The organism is Desulfomicrobium macestii (assembly GCF_014873765.1).
GTDB classification, from domain to species: Bacteria; Desulfobacterota; Desulfovibrionia; order Desulfovibrionales; family Desulfomicrobiaceae; genus Desulfomicrobium; species Desulfomicrobium macestii.
This window is the reverse complement of sequence record NZ_JADBGG010000018.1, coordinates 16,730-32,172: the sequence shown is the minus strand read 5'-3', so window position 1 is coordinate 32,172 and position 15,443 is coordinate 16,730. Positions and strand designations below refer to the sequence as shown.

General features: G+C 62.0%; 15 protein-coding genes. 6 read left to right on the top strand and 9 right to left on the bottom strand.

Annotated elements, in window-relative coordinates; translation table 11 throughout:
* Window positions 1–9 precede the first annotated feature (9 nt).
* The gene (locus H4684_RS12225; protein ID WP_192623955.1) at window positions 10–537 is read right to left on the bottom strand and encodes a DUF4390 domain-containing protein; all 528 of its coding nucleotides are present in this window, start codon (window positions 535–537) and stop codon (window positions 10–12) included.
* A 230-nt stretch (window positions 538–767) separates the two neighbouring features.
* On the opposite strand from H4684_RS12225, the gene sucD reads away from it, so the two are divergent.
* Window positions 768–2,837: a succinate--CoA ligase subunit alpha gene (gene sucD, locus H4684_RS12220; protein ID WP_192623954.1), complete on the top strand. Its 2,070-nt coding sequence runs from the start codon at window positions 768–770 to the stop codon at window positions 2,835–2,837.
* Between the two features lie 100 nt (window positions 2,838–2,937).
* On the opposite strand, the gene H4684_RS12215 is transcribed toward sucD, so the two are convergent.
* The 7 genes from H4684_RS12215 to potA form a co-directional block, all read right to left on the bottom strand.
* On the bottom strand, window positions 2,938–4,263 hold the full coding sequence (locus tag H4684_RS12215) for a UDP-glucose dehydrogenase family protein (protein ID WP_192623953.1): 1,326 nt from the start codon (window positions 4,261–4,263) through the stop codon (window positions 2,938–2,940).
* 32 nt (window positions 4,264–4,295) lie between these two features.
* The gene (locus H4684_RS12210) at window positions 4,296–5,603 is read right to left on the bottom strand and encodes an L-cysteine desulfidase family protein (RefSeq protein WP_192623952.1); all 1,308 of its coding nucleotides are present in this window, start codon (window positions 5,601–5,603) and stop codon (window positions 4,296–4,298) included.
* Window positions 5,604–5,672: 69 nt separating this feature from the next.
* Window positions 5,673–5,864, bottom strand: a complete 192-nt coding sequence (locus tag H4684_RS12205) for a hypothetical protein (protein ID WP_192623951.1) — start codon at window positions 5,862–5,864, stop codon at window positions 5,673–5,675.
* Window positions 5,865–6,067: 203 nt separating this feature from the next.
* Entirely contained in the window at window positions 6,068–7,096 is a 1,029-nt protein-coding gene (locus H4684_RS12200; protein ID WP_192623950.1) for an extracellular solute-binding protein, read from the bottom strand.
* Window positions 7,093–7,857 (bottom strand): spermidine/putrescine ABC transporter permease PotC, encoded by a 765-nt coding sequence (gene potC, locus H4684_RS12195; RefSeq protein ID WP_092190953.1) that lies wholly within the window; start codon window positions 7,855–7,857, stop codon window positions 7,093–7,095. The genes H4684_RS12200 and potC overlap by 4 nt, the downstream gene beginning before the upstream one ends.
* Window positions 7,857–8,708, bottom strand: a complete 852-nt coding sequence (gene potB, locus H4684_RS12190) for a spermidine/putrescine ABC transporter permease PotB (protein ID WP_192623949.1) — start codon at window positions 8,706–8,708, stop codon at window positions 7,857–7,859. The genes potC and potB overlap by 1 nt, the downstream gene beginning before the upstream one ends.
* A complete protein-coding gene (gene potA / locus H4684_RS12185) occupies window positions 8,698–9,843 on the bottom strand; it encodes a spermidine/putrescine ABC transporter ATP-binding protein PotA (RefSeq protein ID WP_192623948.1) in 1,146 nt (381 codons plus the stop codon). The genes potB and potA overlap by 11 nt, the downstream gene beginning before the upstream one ends.
* Window positions 9,844–9,880: 37 nt before the next feature.
* Between potA and H4684_RS21000 the strand changes: the two genes are divergently transcribed.
* The 5 genes from H4684_RS21000 (at window position 9,881) to H4684_RS12165 (ending at window position 13,836) form a co-directional block, all read left to right on the top strand.
* The gene (locus H4684_RS21000; protein WP_264080952.1) at window positions 9,881–10,006 is read left to right on the top strand and encodes a hypothetical protein; all 126 of its coding nucleotides are present in this window, start codon (window positions 9,881–9,883) and stop codon (window positions 10,004–10,006) included.
* A gap of 104 nt (window positions 10,007–10,110) precedes the next feature.
* The gene (locus tag H4684_RS12180; protein ID WP_192623947.1) at window positions 10,111–11,667 is read left to right on the top strand and encodes an NAD(P)H-hydrate dehydratase; all 1,557 of its coding nucleotides are present in this window, start codon (window positions 10,111–10,113) and stop codon (window positions 11,665–11,667) included.
* The gene (locus H4684_RS12175) at window positions 11,643–12,098 is read left to right on the top strand and encodes a CBS domain-containing protein (RefSeq protein ID WP_092190945.1); all 456 of its coding nucleotides are present in this window, start codon (window positions 11,643–11,645) and stop codon (window positions 12,096–12,098) included. The genes H4684_RS12180 and H4684_RS12175 overlap by 25 nt, the downstream gene beginning before the upstream one ends.
* Window positions 12,095–12,571 (top strand): tRNA (adenosine(37)-N6)-threonylcarbamoyltransferase complex ATPase subunit type 1 TsaE, encoded by a 477-nt coding sequence (tsaE, locus tag H4684_RS12170; RefSeq protein ID WP_092190943.1) that lies wholly within the window; start codon window positions 12,095–12,097, stop codon window positions 12,569–12,571. Before H4684_RS12175 ends, tsaE begins: the two co-directional genes overlap by 4 nt.
* 14 nt (window positions 12,572–12,585) lie before the next feature.
* Complete coding sequence (locus tag H4684_RS12165) at window positions 12,586–13,836, top strand: replication-associated recombination protein A (RefSeq protein WP_407644769.1); 1,251 nt, start codon at window positions 12,586–12,588, stop codon at window positions 13,834–13,836.
* 233 nt (window positions 13,837–14,069) lie between these two features.
* Here H4684_RS12165 and radA read toward each other — a convergent pair whose 3' ends face one another.
* Complete coding sequence (gene radA, locus H4684_RS12160) at window positions 14,070–15,401, bottom strand: DNA repair protein RadA (RefSeq protein ID WP_092191427.1); 1,332 nt, start codon at window positions 15,399–15,401, stop codon at window positions 14,070–14,072.
* Window positions 15,402–15,443 lie beyond the last annotated feature (42 nt).

Genomic DNA, 15,443 nt, shown 5'->3' with positions numbered 1-15,443 from the left:
TGGTTGAAATCAGAAATCGAAATCCAGTACGTACACCACTTCGGGGACCAGGTCCCAGCTGACGAAAAAGAGCGGCTTGCTGACCCAGCCCGGAACATTGGTGCGCGTGACGCTGAACGTGAGCACGACGCGGTAGGCCTTTCCGCGCTCGATGGCGTCCCAACTGCCCATGGGCAAGGACAGTCGCGACCAGAAACGGTTCAGTTCGTCCTCCAGGCCCGTGAACTCAAAGGTATGACTGCCCCGGTGATCCGTGACCACGCATTCACGCGCGATGGGCTTGCTCGCCACGGTGCATGAGTACTCTGCCTCGGCCAGGAAGGCATCCCAGAAACCAAGGCGGCGCTTGTAAAGCTTGCCGGAACAGCGCACCTCGTATTGTCCGCCGTTCTGCAAGGCCTCCATCAGGGGGGCTATTTCATTGATCACGACGCTGAAACCCACTGAGACGGAGCCTTGGGCGTTATCCACCCCGAGATCCGTAAGCGCGATGGAATCGGCCCGCAGCACCGACGCCGAAAAAAGATTCAACGTCAAGGCCAATCCGATGGTGATTAAAATTCTTAATTTTTGCATTTTTGACGGATTACATGAATAAAAAAAGAGTGTTGTCGTAATTTTTCTTGATTTTCAACCCAAGGCAGGTATGCAACAGACAAAATCGCGAGGCCCGGGCAGTCACCACCCGGAAGCCCCGTCCCGAATGTCATTTCGCGGTGATAGTCCAAGGCATGGTATTTGACAACAGCTGAAGCGAGGAGAGAGTCATGAAGCTCAATGAACACAACAGCAAGCGACTTTTCGAGGAGGCGGGCATTCCTGTCCCCCGAGGGACGCTTCTCGGGCCGGGAGACGAACCGGCCCCCCCTTTCGCGCTGCCCTGGGTCCTTAAATCGCAGGTCTTGAGCGGCGGCAGGGGCAAGGCCGGCGGCATCCGCATGGCGGATACCCTTGAGCAGGCCGAAAGCGAACTGACCAAGCTCTTCACGCTCGCCATCAAGGGCGAAAAAGTCAAGCTGGTGCGCATCGAACCCAAGGCCGCGTACACTCGCGAACTGTATCTCTCCATAACCCTGGACCGTCAAAGCCGCTCTTTCGTCATCACCGCCGGACGCTTCGGCGGGGTGGACATCGAGGCCTGCGCCCCGGAAACCCTGCTGATCGAACACGCCGCCCCCGACACCGGACTGGCCCCCTTTCAGATCCGCAACATCTTTTTCCACCTGGGCCTGCCCAAGGAACTTTCCAAACCCTTCCATGCCCTGCTCACAAACCTCTTCGATTGCTGCCTGCGCCATCGTCTGCTCCTGGCCGAAATCAACCCCCTGGTCATCACCACGGACGGAGGGCTTCTGGCCCTGGACGGCAAGGTCGAGATCGACGGACACAGGATCGGCATCGATCCTTCCCTGAACCGCTTTTTCGAGGCCGCGCACTTAAGCGACGAGGAAAACAGGTCCCGCGAGGCGGGCCTCAGTTACCACAAACTCGACGGCTATGTCGGGCTCATGGTCAACGGCGCGGGCCTGGCCATGGCCAGCATGGACATCCTCAATTACTCGGGCTTGGAGGCGGCCAATTTCCTGGATCTGGGCGGAGGCGCGGACAGCGAAGCCATGCGCACGGCCCTGGACATCCTTTTTGACGACTCCCGCGTGGGCATGGTCTTCATCAACATTTTCGGCGGAATCCTGTCCTGCCACAAGGTAGCCCGGTCCATGCTCGAAGCGCTGGACGGGCAGGAGCCGCGCAAACCAATCGTGGTCCGCTTCGCGGGCAACGGCTCGGTCCAGGGGCTGGAACTCCTGAACCAGGCAGCCCTGAACGGACTGCATCTGTGCCCCGATCTGACCTCGGCCCGCGCCGCCCTGGAAAAACTCAAGGGCGACAGGCCCGAAGCCCGGCACAAGCCCCTGATCGTCCCGTCCACGGCCCCCCTGCTCCCGGCCCGGCCGCGCCAGACGAGCACGCCCTTCCCCCTGCCCGACGATTGCCGCATCCTGGTCCAGGGCCTGACCGGCAAGCAGGGGCAACTGCACTGCCGCCTGATGCAGGAATACGGTTCGAAGGTCGTGGCCGGAGTGACCCCCGGCAAGGGCGGTACCGAGGTCCTTGGAGTCCCGGTCTTTGACACCGTGCGCGAGGCCGTAAAAGCCATGCGCATCGACGCGTCCATCATCTTCGTGCCCGGAGCCATGGCTCCGGATGCGGTGCTGGAGGCCGCTGCCGCGGGGATCGGCTGGGTGGTCTGCATCACCGACGGCATCCCCCAGCTCGACATGCTGCGCGCCCTGGAGCGCCTGAAAGGCAGCCCGACACGAGTCATCGGGCCCAACTGTCCCGGCCTGGTCATGGCCGGCAAGACCAAGATCGGCATCATGCCCGGCGACATCTTCACCCCCGGCCCGGTGGCCGTCTTCTCGCGCAGCGGCACCCTGACCTATGAATGCGTGGACCGGCTGACCAAAGCGGGGATCGGACAATCCGTGTGCGTCGGCATCGGCGGCGATCCTTTCGTGGGCACCTCCTTCACGGACCTGTGCAAACTGGTGCGCCACGATCCGCAGACACGCGCCGTGGTCATCCTGGGCGAGATTGGCGGAAAGGCCGAGGAGGAGCTTGGGCAATACATGCGGGAAAGCGGCTTCGAACTCCCGGTCTTCGGCTTCATCGCAGGGCGCACGGCCCCTCCTGGCAAGCGCCTTGGCCACGCCGGAGCCATCCTCGAAAAAGGGGCTGGCGGCATAGAGGTCAAACTCCAGGCCATGGCCGACTCCGGCTTCCACCTCATCGACGACCTGGACCAGATCGCGGGGGCGGTGGCGCAGGTGCTCTAGCCCCGCGTCACGACGTATCCACATGCAGACGACAAAGCCCCGACCGGAGAGTTCCGGCCGGGGCTTTGCTTGTTATGAGAGGCGATTTTGCGCCGGAGCCTCAGCGGCCCACGCAAAAATAGGCGAACCCTTCGGCTGCAAGGAGCGCCGGCGAATAGAGGTTGCGGCCGTCAAAGAGGATGGGAGCGGCCAGGGCCGCCTTGATCCTGGCGAATTCGGGATTCCGGAACTGGTTCCATTCCGTGACCACGGCCAGGGCCTCGGCGCCATTGAGCGTCTCGTACTGATCCTCGCATATCTCCACCAGCGGGTTGTCCTGAAGGATGCGGCGTGCATTGGGACCGGCCACCGGATCGAAGGCGCGCACGCGCATGCCAAGATCAGTCAGGTGCCGGATCAGCTCCAGGGAGGGGGCCTCGCGCATGTCGTCGGTGTTGGCCTTGAAGGCCAGACCCCACAAGGCCAAGGTCTTGCCCTTCACACCGCCCTGCTCGGCGAAATAGGTCTCGATCTTGCGCGCGATGACGGTCTTCTGGCGATCGTTGACCTCGTCCACGGCATTCAGGAGCTGCGGCTCGTAGCCCACGCCCTGGGCCGTGCCGATGAGCGCCTTCACGTCCTTGGGGAAGCAGGACCCGCCGTAGCCGACGCCCGGATAGATGAACTGGTAGCCGATGCGATGATCCGCCCCGATGCCGTGGCGCACGTCGCGCACGTCGGCTCCGACCTTCTCGCAGATGTTGGCGATTTCGTTGATGAAGGAGATCTTGGTGGCCAGCATGCAGTTGGCTGCGTACTTGGTCATCTCAGCGCTGCGCACGCCCATGATGATCATTTTCTCGCGACTGCGGGCGTAGGGGGCGTAGAGGCTCTTCAGAAGCTCGGCCGTGCGCACGTTATCGGTGCCCACGACCACGCGGTCGGGTTTCAGGAAGTCGTTGACCGCGTCGCCTTCCTTCAGAAACTCGGGGTTGGAAACCACGTCGAACTCGATATTGAGCCCGCGCTTGTCCAGCTCCTCCTGCACGGTGGCGCGCACGCTGTCGGCGGTGCCCACGGGCACGGTCGATTTGTCCACGATGATCTTGTAATCGTTCATCTGACGGCCCACGTCGCGGGCCACCTGATGGACGTAGCGCAGATCGGCGGTGCCGTCCTCGCCTTCGGGGGTGCCCACGCAGCAGAAAACGAAGAGGCTGTCTTTCAGGCCTTCGGCCAGATCCGTGGTGAAGGTCAGGCGGCCTTCCTGGAAATTGCGGCGGACCATGGCCTCAAGGCCAGGCTCGTAGATGTGCACCTCGCCCTTCTTGAGCCGCTCGATCACGTCGGGGTTGATGTCGACGCAGGTCACCGCGTTGCCCATCTCGGCGAAGCAGGCCGCGGACACCAGTCCGACGTACCCCGTTCCGACAATGCATATGTTCATTGGTATGTACTCCTTTTGGCCGGCGTCCGGTATCAGAATCCGGAGAAGCGTTTGGCCAGCATTATTTTTAAAATGGTCCGATCAGTCTCGATCATGCCTTCGGTGCTGAGCATGCCTATGTTCTGCATGGTCTGCTCGGGCGAAGCGCCGATGATGCCGTCGGTGTCCATGACATTGACGCCTTGCAGCGAAAAAAGTGCGGCCTGTACGGCCGTTCCCGCGGCCGTGGCCAGCTTCAGGGAGCAGCCGGCCTTGGCCCCGTCGCAGATGACTCCGGCCAGGTCCTCGATGATGTTCTTGATGGCCCCTGCGATATGCGCCAGATTGCCGCCCAGCAGATAGGCCACCCCGGCGCTGGCTCCGGCCCCGGCCGCCACGGAGCAGCCGCAGACGGCGGAAAGCCGTCCGGTGTGGGCCTTGACGTAGGCCGTGACCAGATGACTGAGCGCCATGGCTTCAAGCACGTCCTTTTCCTCGCAGGTGATGAATTCGCGGATGGCCCAGATGGGCAGAATGGCGGTCAGACCGTGATTTCCGCTTCCGGCGGAACTCATGGCCGGAAGCTTGACTCCGCCCATGCGCGCATCGGAGGCGGCGGAGGTCAGGATGCGCGCGGCCAGGATCATGTCCCGGCAGACGAGCTTCTGCCGGACCAATCGGTCCAGGGCCTTGCCTATGCCAAGGCCGGGCCCGAATTTCAGACCATGCTCGGCAAGGCGCACGTTGGTGCGCACGCCTTCCATCAGAAATTCGCGGTCCTCGTCGTCCAGATCGTCGAGCAGGCGGACCAGATCCTCCAGGGCGAGGCCCTTGATCCATGCCTCCAGACGCGGCATCTCGCTTGAGGCGGCGACTTTCCCGGAAGTCTGGGCGCGAGGCAACAGGGTGCCGTCAAGGCTCACGCTGACCACGTTGTCGTGCATGTCGCGAACGACCGCCTCGGCCACGTGCGAGCCGTCGAAAACCTCGGCGCGGATGAAAAGCCCCCGCTGCTCATGCAGCAGGTTGAGGGTCACCCTTCCGTCACGCACCAGGGTCCGGGCGGCCTGCACGGACTCGTCGTTTAGCGGTTCGAGGACTTCCAGGCCCAGCGCGGCGTCCCCGCCGAAAACGCCCAGCGCCCCGGCCAGATCCAGACCGCTCAGACCTCCCGTGCCGGGAATGATGACGGCCAGACCGTTCTTGTAAATATTGGGATCGACCCACAAATCCAGCCGCTCGGGTCTGCCGGGCAGAACAGCCGTGGCAGCGGCGGCAGCCAGGGCCACGGCCACGGGCTCGGTGCAGCCCAATGCCGGCGCGACCTGCATGCGCAGAATATCCTTGACACAAAAGCTCATTGCCGCCTCACGAAAATGTTCGCAAAAGCCGAGTTCATGGCCGACTTGCCCGGGGCTGTCAATTCAACGCTAGTCGCGGACTTCGAGCCGGGGCTCGAAAAGCTGAACCAGCCGTACAAAGAGGTCCGGAATCTTGTCCGGATCGGCGGCGGCCGATCCGGCGTAAATCTTGGTGATCTCCAGAGCCGTGTCGATGCCGGTGGTCTTGCCGAAACCCACATCGAAAAAGTCATCCAGACGCTTGCGCAATTCGGAATCCATGGTCACCCCCAGATTAAATTCCAGTCCGGCAAAGAAGCTTCGCCGCGTTGGTGCATTCGCCAAGCCTGTTACCATGACCAGACACGAATTCCAACGCCAAACCTGCGAAAAGCCGCTTTGAAACGCGATCGATGGAAACGACAAGACAAAAAAAGGCGCGCCCCACCGGGACGCGCCGCGAACATTCATCCGAACCTTTGTCGCTACCTGGTCTTGAGCCGCATCCAGCATTCCTCGTAGGCCTTCACGGCGGGTCCGAGATCGGTCTCGAATTCGCCCCGGGCCATGTCTTCGGCCCCGGGATAGACGATGGCGTTGCCGCGCACGTCCTCGGGAAGGATCGCCTGGGCCGCAAGGTTCGGGGTGGAATATCCCATCTCCTGGCAAATGAACGCCGCCACTTCGGGACGCAACAGGTAGTCGATGAAGAGATGGGCGTTGTCCGCGTTGCCCGCGTTCTTGGGGATGCAGAGATTGTCGATCCAGAGGCTGTAGCCTTCTGTCGGATAGATGTAGCGGATATCCGGATTTTCGCCGGTGGCGATGTACGCCTCGCCGTTCCAGAGCACCGCCGCCTGCACCTCGTTGTTGAGCATGGCCTGCTTGGGCGAATCGGAATCAAAGACGCGCACGCTGGACATGAGCGGCTGCAGAAGCTCGCAGGCCTCGGCGACCTTGGCCGGATCGGTCTCGTTGAGGGAATAGCCCAGGCGCTTGAGGCCCATGCCGAGCACGCCGCGCATGTCGTTGGGCAAAAGAATCTTTCCTGCCAGCTCAGGCTTCCACAGGTCGGCGAACGACGTCACCGAGGCCGCGGCCGGATCCTTGGTGTTCACGGCGATGGCCGTCGATCCCCACATGTAGGGCACGCTGTAGTTGTTGTCCGGATCGAAGGACTGATTCATCAGCTTTGGATTGAGGTTGCCAAGATTGCTCAGCTTGGACTTGTCCAGCTTCATGAGCAGGCCTTCCTTGTGCATGCGCGCCACGAAATCGGTGGACGGCACAATAATATCGTACCCCTTGGCCTCGACCATCCGTATCTTTGCGTACAGGGCCTCGTTGCTGTCATAGGTCGACATGATGACCTTGACTCCGGTCTCCTTCGTAAAATCCTCAAGCACGCTGTCCGGCATGTATTCGGACCAATTGTAGACATAGAGTTCCTTGGATGCCGCAAGAACCTGGGTGGCCAGCATGAGGCACAGGACCGTCAATACCAATCTTTTCATGATTTCTCCTTCAAAAAGCGCTGGGACGCGAAGACCGCCACAGCGGTTATAAGAATCATGATCGCGCACAGGGCGTTGACCTCGGGCTTGAGCCCCAGTCGGACCATGGAATAGATGCGCAAGGGCAGTACCTCGAACGTGGGTCCGGTGGTGAAGAAACTGATGATGACGTCGTCGATGGACAGGGTGAAGCTCAAAAACCACCCGGCCAGAACGGCGGGAAAGACCATGGGCAGGACCACGTGTCGAAAGACCTCGTACTCCCCCGCTCCGAGATCGCGCGCGGCCTCCACCACATGCGGGTCGAACCCCTGGAGCCTGCCGTAAACCGTGATGCCGACAAAGGGCACGCACAGGGTGACGTGGGCCATGAGCAGGGTCCAGAAGCCCAGGGGCAGGGACAGGGCCATGAAGAGCACCAGAAGCGAAATGCCGATGACGATGTCCGGAGACATCATCATGACAAAAAGCGAGGTGCGGATGACCTTGCGCGACGGAAAGCGCCAGCGCTGCAACGCCATGGCTATGAGCGTGCCCAGGATGCTGGAGCATGTCGCCGCCAGAGCCGCTATGAAAAGCGAGTGCAGGGCCGCCTGCATGAGCGCGGTGTTGCTGAAGAGCTTGACGTACCAGTCCAGGGTCAGGCCCTTCCAGGCCATGGAAAACCGGGACGAGTTGAAGGAATAGGCGATCATGACGCCAAGCGGCAAATACAGGAAAAAAAAGACCAGCGTGGCGTAGAGAATGCGCAATTTCCGCATCATGCCTCCTTCCTGCCCAGCCGGGCGGCGCTTTTCCAGTACAGGAGCAGCATGAGCCCCATGAGCACGGTCAGGGTCACGCTGGCCGCCGCGCCCAGAGGCCAGTCGCGGGTGGTCAGGAACTGGTCGCGGATGAAGTTGCCAAGCAGCATGGCCTTGGCCCCGCCAAGCACGTCGGACACGTAGAACATGCCGATGCCCGGCAGGAAGACCAGCATGCAACCGGAGACAATGCCGGGCATGGTCAGGGGCACGACCACTTTCCAGAACGCCCGCCAGGGGCTCGCGCCCAAGTCCCGGGCCGCTTCGAGATAACGGCGGTCCAGGCGCTCAAGGGCGGCGTACAGGGGCAGGATCATGAACGGCAGCAGCGTGTACACAAGGCCCAGGACCACGGCGCCGGGGGTGTACATCATGGCCAGGGGCGCATCGATGACGCCCAGAAACAGCAGTACGTTGTTCACGATGCCGCTGGAGTTGAGCATGGCGGTCATGGCGTAGGTGCGCACCAGGGAATTCGTCCAGAAGGGGATGACCACCAGCAGGAGCAACGTGTTGCGCAGCGGCTTGCGGGTCCGGGCCAGGATGGCGGCGAAGGGATAGGCCGTGACCAGGCAGATGACCGTGACCAGCCCAGAAAGCCGCAGGGATGACAGCAGAATGTCGAGATGTGTCGTGTCCATCAGCCGGGCGTAATTGTTCAGGGAAAAGCCGGGCTCGATGAAATTCGCGGACGAGGTGGAGCTGAAACTGGCCAAAAATACCAGGACATTGGGCACAAAGGCGAAAATCGCCATCCAGGAGATGACGCCAACTATGACGGTAAGCTTGAAGAAGCCGTCATTTTTCATACGGCAGCACCACTTCCCAGCCTTCGACCCAGCTCACGGCCACCCGATCCGAGGCCTTGAAATAGACGGTCTCGTCGTCCTCGTTGAAAAATTCCGTGGCCGTGACGATGCCTCCGGCATCCAGCCTGACCACGACATCGTAGGTCGCGCCCTTGTAGATGGTCTCCTCCACCGTGCCCACCAGGAAACGATCGCGGGAGAAGACACCCTCCAGTTCCGGGTCCTCGGCCAGGTCCTTCAGGGTCTCGACCCGCAGATCCTCCGGGCGCAGCAGGATGTGCACCTTTTCGCCCGGGTGGAAGGCGTGGCTGGTGCGCATGAACACGTCCAGCCCCTGCGCCCTCACCCTGGCGCGCCCCTCGCCAAGCTCAACCACCTCGGCATTGATGATGTTGATCTCGCCCACGAAGCGGGCCACGTAGAGATTGCGGGGCTCCTCGTAAACGCTGACCGGGGTTCCGATCTGCTCGATGTGGCCGTTGTTCATGACCACGACGCGATCGGACATGGAAAATGCCTCCTCCTGATCGTGGGTGACCAGGACGAAGGTGATGCCGAGCTTGCGTTGCAGGTGTTTGAGATCGAGTTGCATCTGCTTGCGCAGCCGGTAATCGAGAGCGGAGAGAGGTTCGTCCAGAAGCAGGACAAGCGGCCGGTTGATGATGGCCCGGGCGATGGCCACGCGCTGCTGCTGACCGCCGGAGAGCTTGCCGACCATGCGAGTCTCGAAGCCCTCTAACTGGACCAGACGCAGGGTTTCGCGCACTTCGATGGCGATTTCGGCGGCAGGGCGCTTCTTCATGCGCAGCCCGAAGGCCACGTTGTCGAACACGTTCATGTGCGGAAAAAGAGCGTAACTCTGAAAGACCGTATTGACGTTGCGCCGCTCCGGAGGAAGGTCGGTCACGATCTTGCCGTCAATGGAGATGACTCCGGCGGTGGCGCTCTCAAAGCCGGCCACGAGGCGCAGGATGGTCGTCTTGCCGCAACCCGAAGGCCCAAGAATGGTCAGAAACTCGCCGCGCTGCACGTCGAGGGACACGTCCGTCAAGGCGTGGTGTCCGTCGTAACTCTTTGCCACGTTTCGCAATTGAACAACCGGCAATGCCTGGCTCTGCGCCGCCGAATCCGTCATGACCCCTCCGGACAAATAATTCAGCCGGGGCGCGGACATGGCGACACTTCCCAGCAAGCCCTTTTTTTTGGAGAAGATAGAGTGCCGAGTCAAGGACAATTTTCCCGAAATCGGCATGGTCTCGACGCAAGATCGTGAGGAAAAGGACATGGGTGGCGCGTGACAAAAAATAATGGCACAGAGCCCTCTCATATACATAAGGCCACAACCGGGCCTCGCCTTCCACTTTTGAAGGCAGCGACGACGACCTCACACGAAGGAGATCAAATGGTTACCCTTTTGCCCACTCCCGAGGAAATGTCCCGTTGGGACAGACTGACCATCGATGAATTCGGACTTTCCGGACAAATCCTGATGGAAAACGCCAGCAGGGCCGCTCTTTACGCCCTCAAAAAAGAATTCGGGCCCTTGCGTGACGCATCGGTCATGGTTTTTGCCGGTCCCGGCAACAACGGCGGTGACGCCTTCGCCCTGGCCAGGCATCTGGTCAATCTCGGAGCGACTGTGCTCATCCTGCACGCCAAGCACCTCGCGCAGTACACCCATGACTCCGCCTACCACCTGAAACTGGCCATGGACATGGGCATCCCCTGCTCCTACCTGCCCGAATACGAAATGGACCTGGTGCCGAGGATCGACATTGTCGTGGACGGCCTGCTCGGAACCGGCTTCGAGGGTCCGCTGCGCCCCAACATGCAGGGCTGGATCAAATCCATCAACAAACTGGGCATGCATTCCCATGTCCTGTCCCTGGACATCCCCTCCGGGCTGAACGGCACCACGGGCCAGCCCATGCCGATCGCGGTCGAGGCCGACATGACCGTGACCTTCGAGGAGGCCAAGCTCGGGCTTTTCCTGCCTCCCGCCAAAGCCCATGTGGGCAAGCTGGTCACGTCCAAGATCGGCATTCCCCGGCACATCAAGGACCGACACCCCACAGCCCACATCGCCCTGGGGCCGGATCTTGCCAACCTGCTGCCCGAACCCGGCTCGACCATGCACAAGGGAGAGGCGGGACACATCCTGGTCCTGGGCGGCTCCCCCGGACTGACCGGCGCGCCCATGCTTGCGGCCCGCGCGGCCTTCCGCTCCGGCGCGGGGCTGGTCAGCATCGCCTGCCCCAAGGCCCTGACCCCGGCCTACGGCAGCTTCCCCGAAGTCATGACCCTGGGCCTTGGCAATTCGGACCAATGGAGCTCCGAGTGTTTCGATTCCCTGCAGCCGCACCTTTCGCGCTTCTCGGCCGTGGTCTTCGGACCCGGTTTTGGACGCAGTGACGGAGCCATGGCATTCCTGGAACGCTATCTGGCCAATCCGCACGCCAAAACCCTCTACGACGCCGACGCCCTCTTTCTCCTGGCCCAGCGCCCCGACCTTTTAGCCCTGGTCGGGCAGGACGCCGTGCTGACCCCGCATCCCGGTGAGATGGCCAATTTTTTCGGCGTCACGGCCGGGGCCATCAATCTGGCCAGAGCCCGCTACGCAAGGGAATTTTCTTTCGGACACCGCGTCAACCTGGTCCTGAAGGGCGCGGCGACAATCGTCGCCGGACACGAAGATCCCATCGCCATCTCGCCGTTCTGCGCCCCGAATCTGGCCATTGCCGGATCGGGCGACGTGCTCTCCGGGATCATCGGCAGCCTCGTGGCCCAGGGGCACCCGCCATTGACCGCCGCCCGGATCGGCGTGTACTGGCATGGATATGCGGGCACTCAGCTCGCCAATGATTTCCCGTACCGGGGCAACACCCCCATGGAAATCGCCGATCACCTGCCAACCGCCCTGAAGGAGTGGAAAAAATGCGTACAGCTCAAGATATCATGACCGCCGAGGTCATCACCATCAGCCCCGATGCAGACATAACCGAAGCCGTGAAGATCCTGCTCGACAAGGGCGTCAACGGACTCCCCGTGGTCGATGAAAGCGGTCATCTGGTCGGCATTCTGTGCCAGAGCGATCTGGTCCGCATGCAGAAAAGCCTGCCCATCCCCTCTCTTTTCACCCTGCTGGACGGCTTCGTGCCCCTGTCCTCCTCGGCGCTGCTCGAAGCGGAGGTCAAACGCATTGCCGCTTCCAAGGTTTCCGACGCCATGAGCACCAAAGTGGTCACCATCGCCCCGGACATGACCATCGACGAAATCGCGGCCCTCATGGTCGACAAGAAATTCCACACCCTGCCTGTCGCGGACAACGGCAAGCTGCTGGGCATTGTCGGCAAGAAGGACGTCCTCAAAACCCTGATCCCGCGTTCATGATCCTTGTTCTGACCTCTCTGGAGGCCACGGCAGCCCTGGCTCGGGCCTTCGCGGAATGCATCGCCGACAGTCCGGCCCTGCCCCCCGTGCTCCTGCGCGGACAGCTCGGGGCCGGAAAGACGACTTTCATCCGCGAGCTGGTCCAGGCCCTGCCTGGAAGCGAGAACGCCGAGGTCAGCAGCCCCAGCTTCAACATCCTGAACCTCTACCCCACGACGCCGCCCGTGGGGCATTTCGACCTTTACCGCACCGAGGGCCGGGACTTTGATCCCGATCTGGAAGAAACCCTCTTCGCCCCGGACCATTTCTGCCTGCTGGAATGGGCCGAATACCTCCCTGCGGACTGCATGCCCGACTCCCATATCGACATGTCCTGGACGGCCGAGGGAGAGACCAGGACCGTGGAGATCACCGCCCACGGACCCGAAGCCCTGGCCCTTCTTGGGTGTCTGGAACAGGCCACAAGCATTTAGCCGGAATTATCATCGTGTCCCAAAAACGACCTCTCGCCGAATCCCTGCGCCCGGAGTCCCTCGACGACTTCATCGGGCAAAGCCATTTTCGCCAGCGCCTGCGCACCCTGATGCAGTCCAAGGACCTGCCGAGCCTTCTGCTCTTCGGTCCTCCCGGTTGCGGCAAATCCACGGTGGCCCTTCTTTTGGCCAGACATGCGGGCAAGCCCTTCGTGCGGGTCAGCGCGCCCGAAGTGGGCATAACCGCCCTGCGCAAACAGATTCAGGACAAGGAAATCCTCATCCTGGACGAACTGCACCGCTATTCCAAGGCCCAGCAGGATTTCTTCCTGCCGCTCCTTGAGACGGGTGAACTGACGCTCATTGCCACGACCACGGAAAACCCGTCCTTCAGCGTCACACGGCAGCTTCTTTCACGGCTGCACGTATTGCGTCTGCGCTCGCTCGGCATGGCCGAACTGGTGGATGTAGGCAAACGGGGCATGGAGAAGCTGGGCCCTCGCATCCCGGAAAAAAGCCTGGAGCTTCTGGCCACCCTCTCGGGCGGGGATGCGCGCACCATGCTCAATCTGGTGGAGTTCGCGGCGGGGCTTGAGGAAAAGGACCTGGAACCTGACCAGCTCAAGACCCGATTGCCGGAGATCGTGCTGCGCGGAGACCGGGAAGGTGATTCGCATTACGAACTGGCGTCGGCGCTGATCAAATCCATCAGGGGCTCGGACCCGGATGCGGCCCTGTATTATCTGGCTTGTCTGGTGGAGACGGGCGAGGACCCGCGTTTCATCTGCCGCAGGCTGATTCTCTCGGCAGCCGAGGATGTCGGCCTGGGCGACCCCATGGCCCTGCCCTTGGCCGTATCATGTGAACAGGCGGTGGAACGCATCGGCATGCCCGAGGGCTGGATTCCAATGGCCGAAGCGACCGTGTATTTGGCCCTGGCGCCCAAAAGCAACTCGGCCTACGCAGGGTATCTCGCGGCCATGAAGGAAGTCCGGACCAATGGCGCAAGGCCCGTGCCGCTGCATTTGCGCAACGCCTCCACAAGCCTGCAAAAGGAGTGGGGCTACGGCCAGGGCTACAAATATCCCCACGCCTACCCAGAGGCATGGGTCGAACAGGATTACCTGCCCCCTGAACTCAAGGGACGCATTTTCTACCAGGCCAAAACCAGCGGCCACGAGGAACGTCTGTCCCTGTGGACCCGCAAGCTCAAAGCCTCGCGCAGCAAGCCCAAATCCAAGGACGCAAAGGATTGGACGAGATGAAAGAATGCCAAATCCCGATCCGCGCGTTGCCGGCTCAGCCGGACGGGGGGCGCCGACTGTCTGACTGAGTCAGGCATCGTTTGCCGAACCGTTGCCGCTCGTCTCATCCCGACTTCCCGACCCGGCACGCAACGATTCGGCATTACGAGGCCCACGAAGGAGTTTCGGAGGCCCCCGTCCGGCTGAGCCGGCACCGCGACCGCCACTCCTCGATCCGTTAACGCATCAAATCCTCACTCCTTCCCAGTCTGCCCGAACAGCATCCTCTGCACATCCCCGAGCCGCGACCATCCCTTCCCCCTGGCTCCGGTCTTGGGGTGGACCATGGGCGCATAGCCCAGGTTCGCGGCCTGGCGCAGCCTTACATCATGCCCCGTGACCGGCCTGATCTGGCCGTTCAAATCCACCTCGCCCCAGAACACCGCGCCCTCGGGCAGGGAGCGGTCATAAAAAGACGACAAAATGGCCGCGACAATGCCCAGATCAAGGCCAGGGTCCTTCATGCGCAGCCCCCCGCCGACCTTGGCGTAGACATCGACCTGCCCCAGACTGATTTGCAGGCGCTTCTCCATGACCGCGATCAGAAGATGCAGGCGGTTGGCGTCAAAGCCCAGGGCCGTACGCCGGGGAAAGGCCAGGAAGGTGCGCGTGACCAGCGCCTGCACCTCGACCACAAAGGGCCGCTGGGACTCCATGGACATGACCAGTGCCGTGCCGGAGAGCGCCGTGTCCCGGGCCTGCAGGAAGAAGGTAGAGGGGTCCTCGATGACGCTCATGCCCTTTTCCCGCATCTCGAAAAGCAGGATCTCGTTGGACGGACCAAAACGGTTCTTGACCACGCGCAGGATGCGGAAAAGGTGCTCCTTGTCGCCTTCGAGGTACAGCACCGTGTCGACCATGTGCTCCAGCAGCTTGGGGCCGGCGATCTGGCCGTCCTTGGTCACGTGCCCGACCAGGATGACCGTGACCCCGGTCTGCTTGGCCCGCTCGGTCAGGGCCGTGGCCACTGCCCGGACCTGGCTGACGGAACCAGGCAGGCCTTCGACCCTGGATGAAATCATGGTCTGCACCGAGTCCACGACAATGAGCGCCGGGGCGTCCTCCATGCAGGCCAGGATATCGTCGACCTGGTTGGTGGCAAGAGCGGTCAGCCTGTCTCCGAGCATGCCCAGGCGTTCGGCTCGGCCGCGGATCTGGGACAGGGACTCCTCGCCGGAAACATAGATGACGCCCTTGCCGGAGCGCTCCATGGACGCGCCCACCTGCAAGAGCAGCGTGGACTTGCCGATGCCCGGCTCCCCGCCGAGCAGGATGACGCCTCCGGGCACGAACCCGCTGCCGAGAATTCCGTCAAGCCCGGACAGCTGAGAGCTGACACGGTCTTCGAGGAGTGTCGGCAGCTCACGCAGATCGACGGGACGGTTCAGGGGCATGTCCATGGCCGAACCGGACTGTCGTATTGCCGGCTCCAGGGTGTTCCAGGCCAGACATTTGGGACACTGCCCCTGCCAGCGGGGACTGACAGCCTTGCAGGCCGTACACACATAAGCGCTCTTTGTTTTCATGAGGGAATAAAAAAGGCAGACTTGCGCCTGCCTTTCGTGGGT

What these genes read in the sequence shown, in the direction of transcription:
- H4684_RS21000 (WP_264080952.1), top strand. Translation starts at nt 9,881, where the DNA reads ATGGCGACACTTCCCAGCAAGCCCTTTTTTTTGGAGAAGATAGAGTGC.
- H4684_RS12205 (WP_192623951.1), bottom strand. Translation starts at nt 5,864, where the DNA reads ATGGATTCCGAATTGCGCAAGCGTCTGGATGACTTTTTCGATGTGGGT.
- radA (WP_092191427.1), bottom strand. Translation starts at nt 15,401, where the DNA reads ATGAAAACAAAGAGCGCTTATGTGTGTACGGCCTGCAAGGCTGTCAGT.
- H4684_RS12180 (WP_192623947.1), top strand. Translation starts at nt 10,111, where the DNA reads ATGGTTACCCTTTTGCCCACTCCCGAGGAAATGTCCCGTTGGGACAGA.
- potC (WP_092190953.1), bottom strand. Translation starts at nt 7,857, where the DNA reads ATGCGGAAATTGCGCATTCTCTACGCCACGCTGGTCTTTTTTTTCCTG.
- H4684_RS12200 (WP_192623950.1), bottom strand. Translation starts at nt 7,096, where the DNA reads ATGAAAAGATTGGTATTGACGGTCCTGTGCCTCATGCTGGCCACCCAG.
- tsaE (WP_092190943.1), top strand. Translation starts at nt 12,095, where the DNA reads ATGATCCTTGTTCTGACCTCTCTGGAGGCCACGGCAGCCCTGGCTCGG.
- potB (WP_192623949.1), bottom strand. Translation starts at nt 8,708, where the DNA reads ATGAAAAATGACGGCTTCTTCAAGCTTACCGTCATAGTTGGCGTCATC.
- H4684_RS12175 (WP_092190945.1), top strand. Translation starts at nt 11,643, where the DNA reads ATGCGTACAGCTCAAGATATCATGACCGCCGAGGTCATCACCATCAGC.
- sucD (WP_192623954.1), top strand. Translation starts at nt 768, where the DNA reads ATGAAGCTCAATGAACACAACAGCAAGCGACTTTTCGAGGAGGCGGGC.
- potA (WP_192623948.1), bottom strand. Translation starts at nt 9,843, where the DNA reads ATGACGGATTCGGCGGCGCAGAGCCAGGCATTGCCGGTTGTTCAATTG.
- H4684_RS12210 (WP_192623952.1), bottom strand. Translation starts at nt 5,603, where the DNA reads ATGAGCTTTTGTGTCAAGGATATTCTGCGCATGCAGGTCGCGCCGGCA.
- H4684_RS12215 (WP_192623953.1), bottom strand. Translation starts at nt 4,263, where the DNA reads ATGAACATATGCATTGTCGGAACGGGGTACGTCGGACTGGTGTCCGCG.